Below are 16,490 nucleotides of genomic sequence, written 5' to 3'. Positions count from 1 at the left end.
TGAGTCAGGGGCGGTGCCGGCCGGCACCGCCCCTGACCCGTGTCTTCCGCGTACGGCGGTGTCAGCCGCCGTTGACCTTCTTGGCGATCCGGTCGCCGAGGTCCTTGTCCACGTTGCGCCAGTACTGCAGCGCCCGCTCCAGGACCGGGGCGCTCACACCGTCCAGCAGATGGCCGGAAATGTTGCCCACCAACCGCTCGCGCGCCGCGTCGTCCAGGACCTTGCGCACCATCGTGCCCGCCTGGCCCCAGTCGTCGTCCTCGCGGTGCAGCTTGTACGCCTCGTGGACCATCTCGCCCGCCGTCGCCCAGCCCGCCGGGTCGCCGTAGCGCGCGGTGTCCGCGGCCGGGCCGCCGTAGGAGTTCGGCGCGTAGACCGCTCCCGTGCGGCTCGGCTCGTACCGCATCGGGCCGTCCTTCGCGTACGAGTTCCGGCCGAACCGCGGACGGTTCGGGGGCAGCTGTGCGTAGTTCGGGCCGATCCGGTACCGGTGGGTGTCCGGGTACGAGAAGAGCCGGCCGAGCAGCATCTTGTCGGGCGACGGACCGATGCCGGGCACCAGGTTCGACGGCTCGAAGGACGCCTGCTCGATGTGGACGAAGAAGTCCTCCGGGTTCTCGTTCAGCGTCATCCGCCCGACTTCGATCTCCGGGTAGTCGGCGTGCGGCCACACCTTCGTGAGGTCGAACGGGTTGAAGCGGTAGTCCGGCGCGTCGTCGAACGGCATGACCTGGACGTACAGCGTCCAGCTCGGGTGGTCGCCGCGCTTGATCGCCTCGAACAGGTCGCGTCGGTGGACGTCGCCGTCCATACCGGCCATCCGGTCGGCCTCGTCCTGCGGGTAGAAGTCGATGCCCTGGTCGGTCTTGAAGCGGTACTTCACCCAGAACCGCTCGCCGCCCGCGTTCACCCACATATAGGTGTGCGAGCTGTAGCCGTTCATGTGGCGGTACGTCTTCGGGATGCCCCGGTCGCCCATCAGCCACGTCACCATGTGCGCGGACTCGGGGGACAGGGTCCAGAAGTCCCACTGCATGTCGTGGTCGCGCACCGCGCTGTCCGGGCGGCGCTTCTGCGAGCGGATGAAGTCCTGGAACTTCATCGGGTCACGTACGAAGAAGACCGGCGTGTTGTTGCCGACCATGTCGTAGTTGCCGTGCTCGGTGTAGAACTTCAGGGCAAATCCGCGGGGGTCCCGCCAGGTGTCCGGGGAGCCCTGCTCGCCGGCGACCGTGGAGAAGCGGGCGAGCATGGCGGTCTGCTTGCCCGGCTGGAACAGATCGGCCTTGGTGAACTGGCTGACGTCATTGGTCACCTTGAAGGTGCCGTACGCGCCGGAGCCCTTGGCGTGGACCACTCGCTCGGGGACCCGTTCACGGTTGAACTGGGCCATCTTCTCGATGAGGTAGTGGTCCTGGAGCAGGATCGGTCCGTCGGCTCCGACAGTGAGCGAGTGTTCGTCGCTCTCCACCGGGATTCCGGCGTTGTTCGTGGTGTAGGGGGTGTTCCTGGTCTTTGATTCCTCGGACACGAGCGTCCTCCCGTCGGTGGGGTTTTCGGTCAGGTCGTCTCGTTCACGACTGAAGTCAAACCCGCCGACAGGAGGTCGGCAACATTTCGCTACCGTGCGTGCAGGGCTCTGCCCCGTGCCCGTTCCGGACTCCTGGCCCGGCCCTCCGCCGGCCCTTCTACTGGCCCCGGGTCGGCATCTCGAACCAGACCACCTTGCCGGTCGAAAGGCGCGTCGCCCCCCACCGTCTGGCCAGTCGGTTCACCAGGAACAGGCCGCGACCGCCCTCGTCCATGTCACGCGCCCGGCGCTGCCGGGGCAGCTGCGGGGAGTCGTCGCCGACCTCGCAGCGCAGAATGTCGGTGCGCAGCAGCCGCAGCGTCACCGGCCGCTCCGCATAGCGCACCGCATTGGTCACCACCTCGCTGATCAGCAGCTCCACCGAGTCGGAGAGATCGTCGAGCCCCCAGCGGCTGAGCGCGCGCCGGGCCAGCCTGCGGGCCCGGCCCGGAGCGGTCTCCTCGGGTTCGAGGTGCCAGTACGCGACATCGCTCGGCGCGATCCCGTCGAACCGGGCGGCGAGCAGCGCGATGTCGTCGTCCCGGTCACCCGGACCGAGCATGTCCAGGACGTCGTCGCAGAGCGCCTCCAGCGGCGGCGAGTGGTCCGGGCCGGTCAGCCGGGCGGTGGCGGCGAGCCGTTCGCGCAGCTGCTCGATGCCGGTCCAGACGTCCCGGAGCCGGGACTCCACCAGGCCGTCGGTGTACAGCAGCAGCGTGGCGCCCGCGGGCGCGTCCAGCTCGACGGCCTCGAAGTCCACCCCGCCGACGCCGATCGGGGCTCCGGGCGGCACCCGCAGCACCTCCGCACGGCCGCCGAGATGGAGCAGGACGGGCGGCGGATGCCCGGCGTTGGCGATGGTGATCCGGTGCGCGACCGGGTCGTACACCGCGTACAGGCAGGTCGCCATGCGGTCGCTGCCGAGCCGCTGCGCTTGCTCGTCGAGGTGGTGCAGCACCTCCTGCGGCGGCAGGTCCAGCCCGGCGAGGGTCTGCGCGGTGGTGCGCAGCTGGCCCATGATCGCCGCGGACGTCATGGAGTGGCCCATGACATCGCCGACGACCAGGGCGACCCGGCTCCCGGGCAGCGGAATCGCGTCGTACCAGTCGCCGCCGACCCGGGCCGTCTCGGCGGCCGGCAGATAGCGGGAGGCGAGCCGGACGCCGGTCGGCTGCGGCAGCGAGTCGGGCAGCATGGTGCGCTGGAGCTCGTCGGCGATGTACGCCTCGCGTCCGTACAGCACGGCCTTGTCGATGCCGAGCGCGGTGTGTGTCGCCAGCTGGGCCGCGACCAGCAGGTCGTTGGACTCGAAGGGCGGCCGTTCCGTGCCGCGCAGGAAGACGGCGGCGCCGATGACCCGCCGCCGTCCGCGCAGCGGGGCGAGGATCGCACGGTGTCCGGTGGGCACGGTCCGGCCGGCGCCGAGCAGCTCGGGCAGCGCGGCGCGGGCCGCCGCGGAGTCCCCGAAGACCGGCCGCACCCCGCGCAGCACCTCGGCCAGCGCGCCACCCGAACGGACTTCGCACAGCTCGGCCGCGGGCGTCAGATCGCCGTGCGGATCGATGACGGGCAGCCGCAGGCGCTCGGTCTCCGGCGAGCCCTCCGTCTCCTCCTCGGCCAGTCGCAGCCGGTCGGACCGGCGCAGCCGCAGCACGAAGGGGGAGACCGGCCGCTCGTCGCCGACCGGGAGCGGGTCGCGGAGGTAGACCAGTATGGCGTCGGAGAACGTCGGCACGCTGGCCCGGCACAGGCCCAGCACGATCTCGTCCAGGTCTATGCCGCGGGCGATCCGCCGGGTGGCGGCCCCGACGAAGCGCAGCCGGTCGCCCTCGCGACGGGCCGCGGCCTGGGGGTCGAGTCCTGCGGGGCCGGTGCTCGCCGCGGGAGCCGGGCCGGGTCCCGACCCCGGCGCGGCGGCCGGGTTGGGGATCGCGGCGGCGGCAGGGGAAGCGGCCGGCGCGGCGTCCTGCTGCCGCGGCCGGGTGCGTTCCTGCGACCGGGCGGCGAGAGGCTGCCGGCCTTCGTGGGAGGTGGGGTGCTCCGTCACGCGTGGGGTTCCGTCCGTCCGGGCCGGTTGTATGAGGCAGTCACCTCGTGGGGCGTTACTGTGCCCCGGCAAGAGCGGCGATAACAACGGCTGTCACCGGATGCCCCGGAACGAGGGGCTGAAACCGGATGTCTGCGGGCTGGTTCGGTGACAACGTTTCCGGCGACGGGGCGGGCAACAGCGAGCACGTCTCCACCCCCTCGTAGTGGTTCATACGATTCATACGACTGATGTGGCTCATACAGCTCATACAGTGCGTGGTGCTCGTGCGTTGACTTGTGGTCAGGTCCGTTGCCGCGCCTCCCGGTTGGGGCGGAGCGGCGCTCCGGAGGACGATCCTACGTTTGTCCCCCTGGGGTGCATCAAGGGTCTCACGACGGCATATGCGAGGGGGTGCGGTCCCAGTCATCCGGAAGCGCGGGAACCCGCCATTGTGGATCGGGCCGCCAGTCCTCCCAGCCGTCCCGGAACGGAGCGCCCCAGTCCTGGATCAGTCCGACGGCCGCGCGGCCCGCCTCCCGCACCCGCTGCGCGGTCCGCGGGGCCATCAGACCGGCCCGCTGCGCCATGGCGAATTCGTCCTCGTCGCGCCAGACCCAGCTGCGGTCCGGGTAGACGGAGATGTCGAGAAAGTGATCCTCGGAATCGACGCCGCCCTGCCAGCGGGTGTGCGGCTCCTCCAGATTCACGTACCAGCTGCGGAACTGCCAGACGGGCTCCCAGAAGAGCCAGACCGACCAGGGGTCGCCGGGCCGGGCGAGTTTCAGCACGCCGTTTCCCAGCCAGGTGGAGCGGGCGGTGGTGCGCGGGGCGGTGTAGCGGGTGGCGAGCGGCTCGGCGTGCACGTCCTCGCCGTTCGCCAGCACCGGCTTCACGCACTCGGTGCCCGGCGCCACCCACACCGCGAGCAGCTCGTCGGTGTCCTGGACGACGGTGACGGGGCGGCAGATGTGGAACGGGTCCGGGGCGCGCTCCGGCGCCCCGGACCCGTTCGGCGCGCCGTTGCGGCGGTAGCGCCACAGGATCTGATCACCCGGCGCCCAGTGCTCGATTTCTCCCTTGCCTGCCATGGACGGATCTTAGAGCCTGTCGGGTGACCTCGGATCGGATGGCGGACGCGGTCTGGTGCGTGCGATTCCAAGGCGGAGGAGGGAGTCGACGCGGGAAGCGTGCGTGCCAGGGCGTGGCCGCCCGGCCGGAGGCCACCCGACAGGCTCGTGGAGGGGGCCGGGGCGCCGTGGCTGCGGCGCAGGTCACGGGTGAGTCATGCGCAGCACGTCGAGGGCCTCGTCGAGCTGTTCCACGGTGAGGTCGCCGCGCTCGACGTACCCCGAGTCCAGCACCACCTCGCGAATGGTCCGGCGCTGTGCGAGGGACTTCTTGGCGACCTTCGCCGCCTCCTCGTAGCCGATGTACTTGTTCAGCGGGGTGACGACGGACGGCGAGGACTCGGCGTACTCCCTGGCCCGTTCCACGTTCGCCGTGATCCCGTCGACCGTGCGGTCCGCGAGCAGCCGGGAGACGTTGGCCAGCAGCCGCACCGACTCCAGCAGGTTCTTGGCGATGACCGGAAGCATCACGTTCAGCTCGAAGTTGCCCGCCGCGCCCGCCACGGCGACCGTCGTGTCGTTCCCCGTCACCTGGGCGGCGACCATCAGCACGGCCTCGGGAACGACCGGATTCACCTTCCCCGGCATGATCGACGAGCCCGGCTGGAGGTCCGGGAGGCTGATCTCCGCCAGTCCGGTGCGCGGCCCGGACGCCATCCAGCGCAGATCGTTGGAGATCTTGGTGAGCGAGACGGCGATGGTACGGAGCTGGCCCGAGGTCTCCACCAGCCCGTCCCGCGCGCCCTGCGCCTCGAAGTGGTCCCGGGCCTCGGTCAGCGGCAGCCCGGTGGTGCGGGCGACCTCGGCGATGACGGCGGCGGAGAAGCCGGGCGGGGTGTTGATGCCGGTGCCGACGGCCGTGCCGCCCAGGGGCAGTTCGGCGAGGCGGGGGAGTGAGGCGCGCAGCCGCTCGACGCCGTACCTGATCTGTGCCGCGTAGCCGCCGAACTCCTGGCCGAGGGTGACGGGCGTGGCGTCCATCAGATGCGTACGCCCCGACTTCACGACCGTCGCGAACTCGGCGGACTTGCGCTCCAGGGCGGCCGCCAGATGGTCCAGCGCCGGGATCAGGTCGCCGGTGACGGCCGCCGTCGCGGCGATGTGGATGGAGGACGGGAAGACGTCGTTGGACGACTGCGAGGCGTTGACGTGGTCGTTCGGATGGACCTCGCGGCCCAGGCGCTCGGTGGCGAGCGTGGCCACCACCTCGTTGGTGTTCATGTTGGACGAGGTGCCCGAGCCGGTCTGGAAGACATCGACCGGGAAGTGGTCGTCCCAGCGCCCCTCGGCGACCTCGGCGGCGGCCTCCTGGATGGCCGCGGCGACCTCCGGGTCGAGCACTTTCAGTTCGGCGTTCACCTTGGCGGCGGCGGCCTTGATCCTGGCCAGGGCCTCGATGTGGGCCCGTTCCAGGTGCTGCCCGGAGACCGGGAAGTTCTCCACCGCGCGCTGCGTCTGGGCCCGCCACTTGGCGTTCGCGGGCACCCGCACCTCGCCCATCGAATCGTGCTCGACCCGGAAATCCGTGCGGCCCGCCGGGGTCTGCGCACCGGCCTGTGAATCGTCCATCTCGTTCAACCTCCTGAAAAAGTTGAGCACTTGTCTTGTTCTGTCTATTCCCAAGTCGCCTACCGACCAGTAAATACCGGGGGTAACCACAACCCGGGGAGGCGCAATGAGGCGCACCAGGCACAGACTTCGCTGTACGGTCGCGGCCGCCGCGGCCATGGCGGCGGCACTCGGCGGCATGGCGGCCGCCGCCGGACCGGCCGGAGCGGCGGACCGGTCCGGTTCCAGCACTACCGCATCCACCCCCCTGTCGCCCGAACTGGAGGCCATCCGCGCCGCCGAGGCCACCCGGCTGTACGGCGACCCGGCCGAGCGCCCGCTCGCCGAGCGCAAGACCGGGCTGATCTCGCTCGGCGACAGCGAGATCTCCGGCGAGGGCGTCGGCACGTACGAGGCCGGCACCAACGGCCCCGACAACTGGTGCCACCGCTCGCCCGACTCGGCCATCCACCGCACCGGCATCCCGGCGGACGTCACGTACAACGTCTCCTGCTCCGGCGCGTACACGGGCAACATCGTGATCGGCGGCTCGAAGCAGTACGCCGACGAGCTCGTGCAGAGCGACAACCTCGCCATCAAGGCACGCAACACCCGCATCAAGATGATCGTGCTCGTCGCGGGTGCCAACGACGACCTCCAGTTCGGCCCGGTCATGACGGACTGTGTCACGCGCTGGGTGCTCTCCCAGGGCACCTGCCAGCCGAAGTACGAGGGCGGCTGGCAGGCGCGCATCGACGGACTCGTCCCCAAGGTCGAGAAGACGGTGCGCGACCTGAAGACCGTCATGTCCGGGGCCGGCTACGGCGACAGCGACTACAAGCTCGTGGTCATGGGCTACCCGAGCCCCATCGGCCCGGACTTCTACGACAACCCGGACTTCCCCGGGAAGCTTCCCGGCGGCTGTGCCGGATACGACTCCGACGCCGCCTGGGGCCGCAACACCGCCGTGCCCGCCTTCGAGCGCGGCATGCGCAGGGCCGCCGCCGACACCGGAGCCGTCTACCTCGACAACTCCCGGCTCTTCCACGGCCACGAGGTGTGCAGCGAGTCCACCTGGGCCCGCGGTCTCTACATCGACCTCGGGCACTTCCCGCCGGACTCCAACTCCCTCCGGCAGTCCTTCCACCCGAACGAGAGAGGCCACGGCGCCTTCGCGTCCTGCCTGACCCAGATCTACAACTCGAACCTGCGCGAGGCGAGCTGCGCCGACCCGGCGAGCACCGGAAAGCCGGTCCTGCAGGCCGGGGCGTGGGACGACCTCTTCAAGCCCCTGAAGAACGAGGCAACGGGCACCTGCGTGGACGCCCCCGGCTCGGTGACCCGCAATGACACCAGGATCGGCGGCTGGGACTGCCACGGCGGCCGAAACCAGGGCTGGTGGTACGACTCCGGCACCAGGACCCTCCGTACGGCGCTGAGCCACGACCGGTGCCTGGACGTGCCGGGCGCCGACTACAAGGCGGGCGCCACGCTCATCGTGTACAACTGCTCGGGCGCGGCCAACCAGCAGTTTGTGAGCCAGTCGGGCACCCTGCGCCCGGCGGCCTCGACCGGGCTGTGCCTGACGCTGGCCGGGGCGAAGGAGCCGCTGAAGCTCCAGAGCTGCGACGGCGGCGCGCAGCAGCGGTTCGCGTAGCGGGGCCGTTCCACCGGCGCGTGGAGGGGCGGGACGGCCGGGCCGTCCCGCCCCTCCGGGCCGGTCGGCGCAGGTCAGCCGGATGTCACGAACGCGCCCAGCACGGCGGCCAGATGGCCGGGGTCGTCCGCCCCGCACAGCTCGCGGGCCGAGTGCATGGACAGCCCCGGCACCCCCACGTCGACCGTCGGCACACCCAGCCGGGCCCCGGTGATCGGGCCGATCGACGTACCGCACGGCATCGCGTTGTTGGAGACGAAGGGCTGCCACGGCACGCCCGCCCGCTCGCACGCCGACGCGAACACCGCCATGCCGGTGCTGTCGGTGGCGTACCGCTGGTTGACGTTGACCTTGAGCGCGGGGCCGCCGTTCGGCAGCGGACGGTGATCCGGGTCGTGCCGCTCCGCGTAGTTGGGGTGCACCGCGTGGGCCATGTCGGCGGAGACGCAGAAGGCGCCGGACAGGGCCCGGGACCAGTCCTCCGGACTGCCGCCGCGCGCGGTGACCGAGCGGCTCAGGACCCGTTCCAGCAGCGGTCCCTGCGCACCCGTCTCCGAACCGCTGCCGACCTCCTCGTGGTCGAAGGCGGCCAGGACCGGGATGTACGCCGGCCCGTCGGCCGCGGTCGCCGCACCCGTCAGGGCCGTGACGCCCGCGTGCACGGACACCAGGTTGTCCAGCCGCGCCGACACCACGAACTCCCGGTCCGCGCCCAGGTATCCGGGCGGTTGGATGTCGTGCAGCATCAGGTCCCAGCCGAGCACCTCGTCCGGGTCCGCCTCGGCGGCCGCCGCGACCCGGCGCAGCAGCGCGCCCTCCTCGTGGGCGCCGAGCGCCCACACCGGAGCGAGGTGGCGCTGCCGGTCGAGCGCGAGCCCTTCGTTGACCGTACGGTCCAGATGGATGGCCAACTGGGGTACCCGCAACAGGGGTTCGTCGATCCGGACGAGCCGGGAGCCGGTTTTGCCGCCCGGGGTACGCAGCGCGAGCCGCCCGGAGATGCCGAGATCGCGGTCGAGCCAGGTGTTCAGCGGAACGCCGCCGTAGATCTCCACACCGATCTGCCGCCAGCCCGCGGAGGCGGTGTCGGGAGCGGGCTTGACCCGCAGATTCGGCGAATCGGTGTGGGCGCCGACGATCCGGAAGGGGGTGTGCGCCGGGGCGCCGTCGGGGACGTACCAGGCGATCAGCGCACCGCCACGGGTGACGAAGCTGCCGCCGGTCGTGCCCGTCCAGTCGTCCGTGCCCCGCAGTTCACGGAAGCCGGCCTTCTCCAGGCGCTGGGCGGCACTGGCCACCGCGTGGTACGGGGAAGGGCTGGTGCTGATGAAGGACAGCAGGTCGTCGCTGTGGCTGCGGTGGGGAAGCGGCGTCATTCGGCGTCCGCCTTTCCGGTGTTCGACGGTGAGGGTGGAGGAACCCGAGCCGGGCCGCTGGGTGCGGTGCGGGCGGTGTTCGAGGCGGGGGGTGACGGAGCGCCTCGGGAACGTCCGACAACCCACCAAAGCGGCCCGGTAGGGCGCAAGCCCGTCGCGCGGCCCGCTGCGCGAAAGCGGCGGTGCCGGACCGGCCGCGCCGATGACGGGCCAGGGTCTCTCGTTTGGATCACGCCGGGCCCGCGTGCCCCGGTGCCGCGAGCGTGCGGGACGGCGCGCGGGGCGCCCGGCCCCTCGCCGACCGCCGCAAGATTGGCTGAATAACGTCGTAGGGGAATCGTCACCGCACCGGCCCACCGCGATCTGCGCCGGAGCGGGCGGCGGGGACGCCGGTCCGCCCGCGTGTCCGGGTCACCCTGATGAGGAACACCACGGCGACCACGACGGCCACCCCGTGCGACCAGCCGACCACGGTCAGCGGGCTGTACCTGTCGAGTGCCGCGGCGACCAGGATCATGCCGACGCCGAACCCGAGGTTCTCGACGGTCGCGGAGAGCCCGAAGGCATGACCGCGCAGATCGGCGGGGAGCGTCTGCAGATGGGAGGTGTACGAGACCTCCGTGAGCCCGTCCGCCGCCCCGGCCGCCAGGGCGATCACAACGGTCGCCGCCCAGGGGAACCCGGCGAACGCCAGGATGAAGGCCCCGGACATCAGACAGGTGCCGTACCCGAAGCCCGGCGCGCCCACCGTGCGCCCGGTGCGTCTGACGTACCGCTGGATCACCTGTTGCGCGGCGACGTTCCCGAGCGCCCACAGGCACCGTCGCCGGATCGCGTCTGCGACTCGGCCCTCGCGGCCTATCGGCGCGCGCTCACGGACGGAAGCCTTCCGGCGGGCGAGGTGCCCGGCTGCCTGAGCGCCCTGCATCCGATGGTGGCGGACCGTGACGCACCGGGGCGCCTCATCCCCGTACCGCCCGAGACCGCTTCGTTCGATGTGCTCGGGCCCATCGAGGCGACGATCGCCCGGGAGCGCCGCACGCTGCGTTCGGCCCGCACCGCCCTGAGTGTGTTCGAGGGTCTGTACGCCGACGCGCACCGGCTCGAACCCTCCGCCCTCACCCGGCTCTCCGGCGAGGCCGTCATCGGCAAGGCGCTCGAAGCGGGTGTCGCGGGCTGCCGCGAGGAGGTCCGCACCGCCCACCCGGGCGGCGGCCGTCCCGTGCACGTGCTGGAGGAGTCGCTGCCCAGGGATCTGCGCAATCTGCGCCGGGGCATCCGGCAGCGGACCATCTACCAGCACACGGTCCGCTCGGACCGCACGACGCTCGCCTACATAGAGCGGGTGACGACCGAGGGCGCCGAGGTCAGGACGCTCGCCGAGGTCGCCGACCGGATCATCGTCTTCGACCGGAACCTCGCGTTCGTCCCGTTCTCCGACGAGCCGCACCGGGCCCTGCGCATCCAGCACCCGTCCCTGGTCCGCTTCCTGGCCCGGCACTTCGACGAGGCCTGGGCCCGCGCGGTCCCGGTCCGCCCGGAACGGGTGCCGCTGCGTACCCCGGTCGTCACCTCCGACCTGCAACGGACCATCCTGCAGGCGGTCGTGGGCGGCGAGACGGACGAGTCGATCGCCCGGCGGCTCGGCATGAGCCGCCGCAGCGTCGCCGAGCACGTGCGCAGGGTCTCGGAGCAGCTGGGCAGCAACAGCCGGGCCCAACTCGGCTATCTGGTCGCGACGTCGGGCCTGCTGGAGGCATGACGTCACGGCCCCGCGCGGGCGCCCCGGCCGGAACGCCCCCGCGGGGCCGTGACGTCATGCGTGCCCCGTACGGGGCGGCGGGTCAGGCCAGACCCGGGCCCCGCACCGGAATGCTGGTGAACGTCGGTGCCGGGGCGGGCTCGGTGAAGAAGTCGTTGCCCTTGTCGTCGACGACGACGAAGGCGGGGAAGTCCTCGACCTCGATCTTCCAGACCGCCTCCATGCCGAGCTCCTCGTACTCGACGACCTCGACCTTCTTGATGCAGTCCTGCGCGAGGCGCGCGGCAGGGCCGCCGATCGAGCCGAGGTAGAAACCGCCGTGCGCGTCGCACGCGTCGGTGACCTGCTTGGACCGGTTGCCCTTGGCGAGCATCACCTTGGAGCCGCCCGCCGCCTGGAACTGCGCGACATAGCTGTCCATGCGGCCGGCCGTCGTCGGACCGAAGGAGCCGGAGGCGTACCCCTCGGGCGTCTTCGCCGGGCCCGCGTAGTAGACCGGGTGGTCCTTCAGGTACGGGGGCATCTCCTCGCCCGCGTCCAGCCGCTCCTTGATCTTGGCGTGCGCGATGTCGCGGGCCACGACCAGCGGGCCGGTCAGCGAGAGCCGGGTCTTGACCGGGTACTTGGTCAGCTCGGCGAGGATGTCGTCCATCGGCCGGTTGAGGTCGATCCGTACGACGTCCCCCGCCTCGTCCAGGTGCTCGTCGGTGGTGTCCGGGAGGAAGCGGGCCGGGTCCTTCTCCAGCTGCTCCAGGAAGACGCCCTCGGCGGTGATCTTCGCGGTGGCCTGGCGGTCCGCCGAGCAGGACACGGCGATGGCCACGGGCAGCGAGGCGCCGTGGCGGGGGAGGCGGACGACGCGCACGTCGTGGCAGAAGTACTTGCCGCCGAACTGGGCGCCGATGCCGATCTTCTGCGTCAGCTCGAAGACCTTCTCCTCCAGCTCCTTGTCCCGGAAGCCGTGGCCGGTGGGGGAACCCTCGGCGGGCAGCTCGTCCAGGTAGTGCGCGGAGGCGTACTTCGCGGTCTTGAGCGCGAACTCGGCCGACGTGCCGCCGACGACGATCGCCAGGTGGTACGGCGGGCAGGCGGCCGTGCCCAGCGAACGGATCTTCTCCTCCAGGAACTTCATCATGGAGGCCTCGTTCAGCACGGCCTTCGTCTCCTGGAAGAGGAACGACTTGTTGGCCGAGCCGCCGCCCTTCGCCATGAAGAGGAACTTGTACGCGCCGCCGTCGGTGGCGTACAGCTCGACCTGGGCGGGCAGGTTCGAGCCGGTGTTCTTCTCCTCCCACATGGTGAGCGGAGCCATCTGCGAATAGCGGAGGTTGAGCTTGGTGTAGGCGTCGAAGATGCCGTGCGACAGCGCCTCTTCGTCACCGCCCTCGGTGAGGACGTTCTGCCCGCGCTTGCCCATCACGATCGCGGTGCCGGTGTCCTGGCACATCGGCAGCACGCCCGCCGCGGCGATGTTCGCGTTCTTCAGCAGGTCGAGCGCGACGAACTTGTCGTTCGACGATGCCTCGGGGTCGTCCACGATCCGCCGCAGCTGCGCCAGGTGGGCGGGGCGCAGATAGTGCGAGATGTCGTGCATGGCCTCGGCGGCCAGGGTGCGCAGCGCCTCCGGAGCGACCTTGAGGAACGTACGACCGTCCGCCTCGAAGGTGGAGACACCCTCGGAGGTCACCAGACGGTACGGCGTGGTGTCCTCTCCCAGGGGGAGCAGATCGGAGTACGCAAACTCTGGCATTACGGCCATTCCTCACTCGGCAGACGGCGGCTGACCTCCCTTGGGCAGCGCACCCACCAGGGTAGAACGCCGCACGGGTGCCGAAGTTGTGAGGTAAGGCTCAGTTCGGCCACCCCGGGGCCGGGGTGGCCGACACGGCGGAGGCGGGGCGGGGGCTAGTCGCGATCTATCGCGTTTGGGTACGCTGGGTCGGTGGACCTCGAAAAGCAGCCCCAGCAGCCAGTGGCCCCGGCGGAGCCGGCCGGCATCCGCGCCTCCGACGCGGACCGCGACCGGATCGCGGACATCCTGCGGGAAGCCATGGCCGAGGGCCGGCTCACCGCCGAGGAGCACGCCGAGCGGGTCGACGCGGTCTACCGCGCCAAGACCGTCGGCGAGCTCGAACCGCTGGTACGGGATCTGCCCGCGCCGCCGGGCACCGCCCGCTCGGTCGCCGCCCCCGCCTACGGCCACGAGGGCCCCACGGGCCCCGCCGACAACCTGGTGGCGATCTTCAGCAGTTCGACCCGCAAGGGCCGCTGGCGGGTCGGCGGCCGTACGAACGCCTTCGCGCTCTTCGGCAGCGTGGAGGTCGATCTGACCGAGGCGCTTTTCGGTCAGAGACTCACGGTCATCAACGCGACTTCCATCTTCGGGAGTGTCGACGTCAAGGTCCCCGAGAACATCTCGCTGCGCGGCAGCGGCACGGGTGTCTTCGGTAATTTCGAAGTCGCCACTCTGGAATCCGCCGACCCCGAAGCACCGGTGGTCGTCGTCAACGGCTATTCCGTGTTCGGCAGCGTCGAGGCGAAGCCCAAGCGCGGGAAGTTCATCGCGGATCTCCAGGACCGGCTGCGCAAATACCTCGGATAGGGGCGGCGCGTTCTTACCGCCGGGGCCCCGGGCGGTACCGGGAACTACCGGTAACCACTGAGAACCGCCGCGAACCGCCGAGGACTCGCGAAAGCTCCCGCGAACCCCTGCCGGCCCCTGCCAACCCCTTCGAAAACAAGCCAATTTCCTGGTCGGCCGCAATTCCGCACCCTGGGCAGGGCGCCACTCAGTGCATGGGCGCGCGCACAGCGGGTAGGGAATGCTGCATCGTCTCTCGCTCGCGAAGCCGTCGTCAGGAGTAGACCGTGCTGCAACTGCCGCATCAGCCCCTGCAGGTCGCCGCCGTCCCTTCCCAGCGGACTCCCGCGCGGGAGGACCAGGCCGGCCCCTGGCATTCGGAGGCGGTGTGCCGCCGGGACGAAGCCGGGCTGTTCTTCGCCCCGTCGAAGGAGCCGACTGCTGCCAGACTCGCGCGCGAGGAGTCCGCGAAGCGGGTCTGCGCGCGCTGTCCCGTGATGATCGAATGCCAGGAGCACGCGCTCATGCAGCCGGAGCCGTACGGGGTGTGGGGCGGTCTCACCGCCGCCGAACGCCGTGTGGTGCTCGCCCGTCGCAGACGGCGCGAGATGGAGCTCAAGGCCTCGTCCGCGTCCTCCGCCGCGACGGGCCGCATCGCCGCGGCGGGCTGACCGGGGCCCGGCCGGCCCGGGTGCGGCCCGGGTCCGTAAGGCCCCGCGTTCGCGCGCGCACTGCCACGACGGCGGCTACGCGAAGAGGCGCCCCCACCGCACATGGGGGGCGCCTCTTCGCGTTCTGCTTCCGGGACCGGTTCGGGGACCGGGACCGGCTTTTCCGCTTCCGGACCTACTTCGCGCGGTCGAAGTCGATCGCGCTGTAGGCGCGCAGCTTCGAGAGCCGGTGCGTGGAGTCGATCTTCCGGATGGTGCCGGACTTGGACCGCATGACGATCGACTCGGTGGTCGCCGTCTCCGCGCGGTACCGCACGCCGCGCATCAGCTCACCGTCCGTGATGCCGGTCGCGACGAAGAACACGTTGTCGCCGCTGACCAGGTCGTCGGTGGACAGCACCCGGTCCAGGTCGTGCCCGGCGTCCAGCGCGCGCTGCCGCTCGGCCTCGTCCTTGGGCCAGAGCTTGCCCTGGATGACGCCGCCGAGGCACTTTATGGCGCAGGCCGAGATGATGCCCTCGGGGGTGCCGCCGATGCCCATCAGCAGGTCGACGCCGGTCCCTTCGCGGGCGGCCATGATGGAGCCCGCGACATCGCCGTCGGAGATGAACTTGATCCGGGCGCCGGTCTCCCGGATCTCCTTGACGATGCCCTCGTGGCGCGGGCGGTCGAGGACGACGACGGTGACGTCCTCGGGGGCGGAGTTCTTCGCCTTCGCGACACGGCGGATGTTCACCGAGACGGGGGCGTTGATGTCGACGAAGTCGGCGGCCTCGGGGCCGGTGACCAGCTTGTCCATGTAGAAGACGGCCGACGGGTCGAACATGGCGCCGCGGTCCGCGGCGGCCAGTACGGCAATCGCGTTGGGCATGCCCTTGGCGTTCAGGGTCGTGCCGTCGATCGGGTCCACGGCGATGTCGACCTCGGGGCCGGTGCCGTCGCCGACGCGCTCGCCGTTGAACAGCATGGGGGCTTCGTCCTTCTCGCCCTCGCCGATGACGACGATGCCGTTCATCGAGACGGTGGAGACGAGGGTCCGCATGGCCTTCACGGCGGCGCCGTCGGCGCCGATCTTGTCGCCGCGGCCCACCCAGCGCCCGGCTGCCATGGCGGCGGCCTCGGTGACCCGGACCAGCTCCAGGGCGAGGTTGCGGTCGGGGGCCTCGGGGGAGACCTCGAGCTGAGACGGCAGATGATGCTCGGACATCGGAGCGCACCTTTCTGTACGGCGACGACCGGAAGAGGGTGCTGTGACTCTATCGTCAGGTCGACAAAATGAGCAGACCGGGTCACTTATGAGCGGCTGCCCCCGAGTCGGGCCCATCGGGCCTAGTGCGACCATGGACCCGTGGCTAGCAAGCGAGGCAAGCAGACAGTGCGGGACATGTTCCTGTCGATGGCGGTCATCTCCGCTGCGGCAGGCGTTGTTTACATCTTCGTTCCGCACGACGAGAACGCCAACCCGGTCAAGGCGGTCGACTACCGGGTGGAGCTCCTGACGGCGCGGCGCGCGGCGCCGTACCCCGTGGTCGCCCCGGACGGACTGACCGAGAAGTGGAAGCCGACCTCGGTCAGCTACGACCGCAAGGCGGGCAACAGCTGGCACCTGGGCTTCCTCGACCCGGAGGGCAAGTACGTCGCGGTGGAGCAGTCCACGTCCCCGGCGAAGAAGTACGTGACCGAGGTCAGCCAGGACGCCAGGAACACCGGGCGTACGCAGCAGGTGGCGGGCGAGACCTGGCAGCACTGGGAGGGCTCGAAGTACGACGCCCTCGTGCGCCACGACAAGGGCTCGACCACGGTGGTCACGGGCTCCGCCTCGCCGGACCGGCTGGCGGAGATGGCCGCCGCGCTCAAGACGTCCTGACGCCGCCGGGACGTACCGCGTCCTGACGCCGCCGGGACGTACCGTCCTGGCGGCGCCGGTGCGTGCCGGCCTGATGCCGCCGGGACGTACTCCGTCCTGACGCCGCCGTGCGTGCCGTCCTGCCGCTGTCGGCGCGTGCCGTCCCTGCCCCCGCTGTGACGCGTCGCCCCGACCGCCGCCGGGACGCACGGAGAAGGCCCTGGAGCACCGAGGCGAATTCCAAGGGTCGTGGCAACACAGGTGATCAACTGGCTGTTGCCAGGAGCTTAGCGAGACGCTCGGCTGGGGTTTCCCAGTCGAGC

At 70.9% G+C, this 16,490-nt stretch carries 12 protein-coding genes and 1 pseudogene; 5 read left to right on the top strand and 8 right to left on the bottom strand.

What is annotated here, in order from left to right:
* Positions 1–61: 61 nt before the first annotated feature.
* The 4 genes from ACFV8T_RS42335 to ACFV8T_RS42320 all read right to left on the bottom strand — a co-directional run bounded on the left by ACFV8T_RS42335 (position 62) and on the right by ACFV8T_RS42320 (position 6,295).
* A complete protein-coding gene (locus ACFV8T_RS42335; protein WP_385338406.1) occupies positions 62–1,531 on the bottom strand; it encodes a catalase in 1,470 nt (489 codons plus the stop codon).
* A 157-nt stretch (positions 1,532–1,688) separates the two neighbouring features.
* On the bottom strand, positions 1,689–3,617 hold the full coding sequence (locus tag ACFV8T_RS42330; RefSeq protein WP_385338404.1) for a SpoIIE family protein phosphatase: 1,929 nt from the start codon (positions 3,615–3,617) through the stop codon (positions 1,689–1,691).
* Between the two features lie 371 nt (positions 3,618–3,988).
* Complete coding sequence (locus ACFV8T_RS42325; protein ID WP_385338401.1) at positions 3,989–4,687, bottom strand: DUF402 domain-containing protein; 699 nt, start codon at positions 4,685–4,687, stop codon at positions 3,989–3,991.
* 183 nt (positions 4,688–4,870) lie between these two features.
* Positions 4,871–6,295, bottom strand: coding sequence for a class II fumarate hydratase (locus ACFV8T_RS42320; protein ID WP_385338398.1), 1,425 nt, complete (start codon positions 6,293–6,295; stop codon positions 4,871–4,873).
* A 106-nt stretch (positions 6,296–6,401) separates the two neighbouring features.
* Here ACFV8T_RS42320 and ACFV8T_RS42315 point away from each other — a divergent pair, with 106 nt between their 5' ends.
* Entirely contained in the window at positions 6,402–7,931 is a 1,530-nt protein-coding gene (locus ACFV8T_RS42315; protein WP_385338396.1) for a ricin-type beta-trefoil lectin domain protein, read from the top strand.
* A gap of 74 nt (positions 7,932–8,005) precedes the next feature.
* On the opposite strand, the gene ACFV8T_RS42310 is transcribed toward ACFV8T_RS42315, so the two are convergent.
* Entirely contained in the window at positions 8,006–9,307 is a 1,302-nt protein-coding gene (locus ACFV8T_RS42310; RefSeq protein WP_385338393.1) for a M18 family aminopeptidase, read from the bottom strand.
* A 340-nt stretch (positions 9,308–9,647) separates the two neighbouring features.
* Positions 9,648–10,127 (bottom strand): annotated as a pseudogene (locus tag ACFV8T_RS42305) (MFS transporter); the annotation flags it as partial.
* On the opposite strand from ACFV8T_RS42305, the gene ACFV8T_RS42300 reads away from it, so the two are divergent.
* A complete protein-coding gene (locus ACFV8T_RS42300) occupies positions 10,095–11,069 on the top strand; it encodes a LuxR C-terminal-related transcriptional regulator (protein ID WP_385338390.1) in 975 nt (324 codons plus the stop codon). The pseudogene ACFV8T_RS42305 and the gene ACFV8T_RS42300 overlap by 33 nt on opposite strands.
* A gap of 82 nt (positions 11,070–11,151) precedes the next feature.
* Here the strand turns inward: ACFV8T_RS42300 and ACFV8T_RS42295 are convergent, their stop codons facing one another.
* A complete protein-coding gene (locus ACFV8T_RS42295; protein WP_385338387.1) occupies positions 11,152–12,819 on the bottom strand; it encodes a fumarate hydratase in 1,668 nt (555 codons plus the stop codon).
* A 192-nt stretch (positions 12,820–13,011) separates the two neighbouring features.
* On the opposite strand from ACFV8T_RS42295, the gene ACFV8T_RS42290 reads away from it, so the two are divergent.
* Both ACFV8T_RS42290 and ACFV8T_RS42285 read left to right on the top strand, forming a co-directional pair.
* Complete coding sequence (locus ACFV8T_RS42290) at positions 13,012–13,671, top strand: DUF1707 domain-containing protein (protein WP_385338385.1); 660 nt, start codon at positions 13,012–13,014, stop codon at positions 13,669–13,671.
* Positions 13,672–13,937: 266 nt separating this feature from the next.
* A complete protein-coding gene (locus ACFV8T_RS42285; protein WP_266414839.1) occupies positions 13,938–14,321 on the top strand; it encodes a WhiB family transcriptional regulator in 384 nt (127 codons plus the stop codon).
* Positions 14,322–14,496: 175 nt separating this feature from the next.
* On the opposite strand, the gene glpX is transcribed toward ACFV8T_RS42285, so the two are convergent.
* On the bottom strand, positions 14,497–15,528 hold the full coding sequence (gene glpX / locus ACFV8T_RS42280) for a class II fructose-bisphosphatase (protein WP_266414837.1): 1,032 nt from the start codon (positions 15,526–15,528) through the stop codon (positions 14,497–14,499).
* 141 nt (positions 15,529–15,669) lie between these two features.
* On the opposite strand from glpX, the gene ACFV8T_RS42275 reads away from it, so the two are divergent.
* On the top strand, positions 15,670–16,188 hold the full coding sequence (locus ACFV8T_RS42275; RefSeq protein ID WP_385338381.1) for a DUF4245 domain-containing protein: 519 nt from the start codon (positions 15,670–15,672) through the stop codon (positions 16,186–16,188).
* The last annotated feature ends 302 nt before the right edge of the window (positions 16,189–16,490 follow it).

Source organism: Streptomyces sp. NPDC059832 (assembly GCF_042731715.1).
GTDB lineage: Bacteria > Actinomycetota > Actinomycetes > Streptomycetales > Streptomycetaceae > Streptomyces.
Note: the sequence above shows the minus strand (reverse complement) of the source record. Positions and strands in the feature narration are given on the sequence as shown.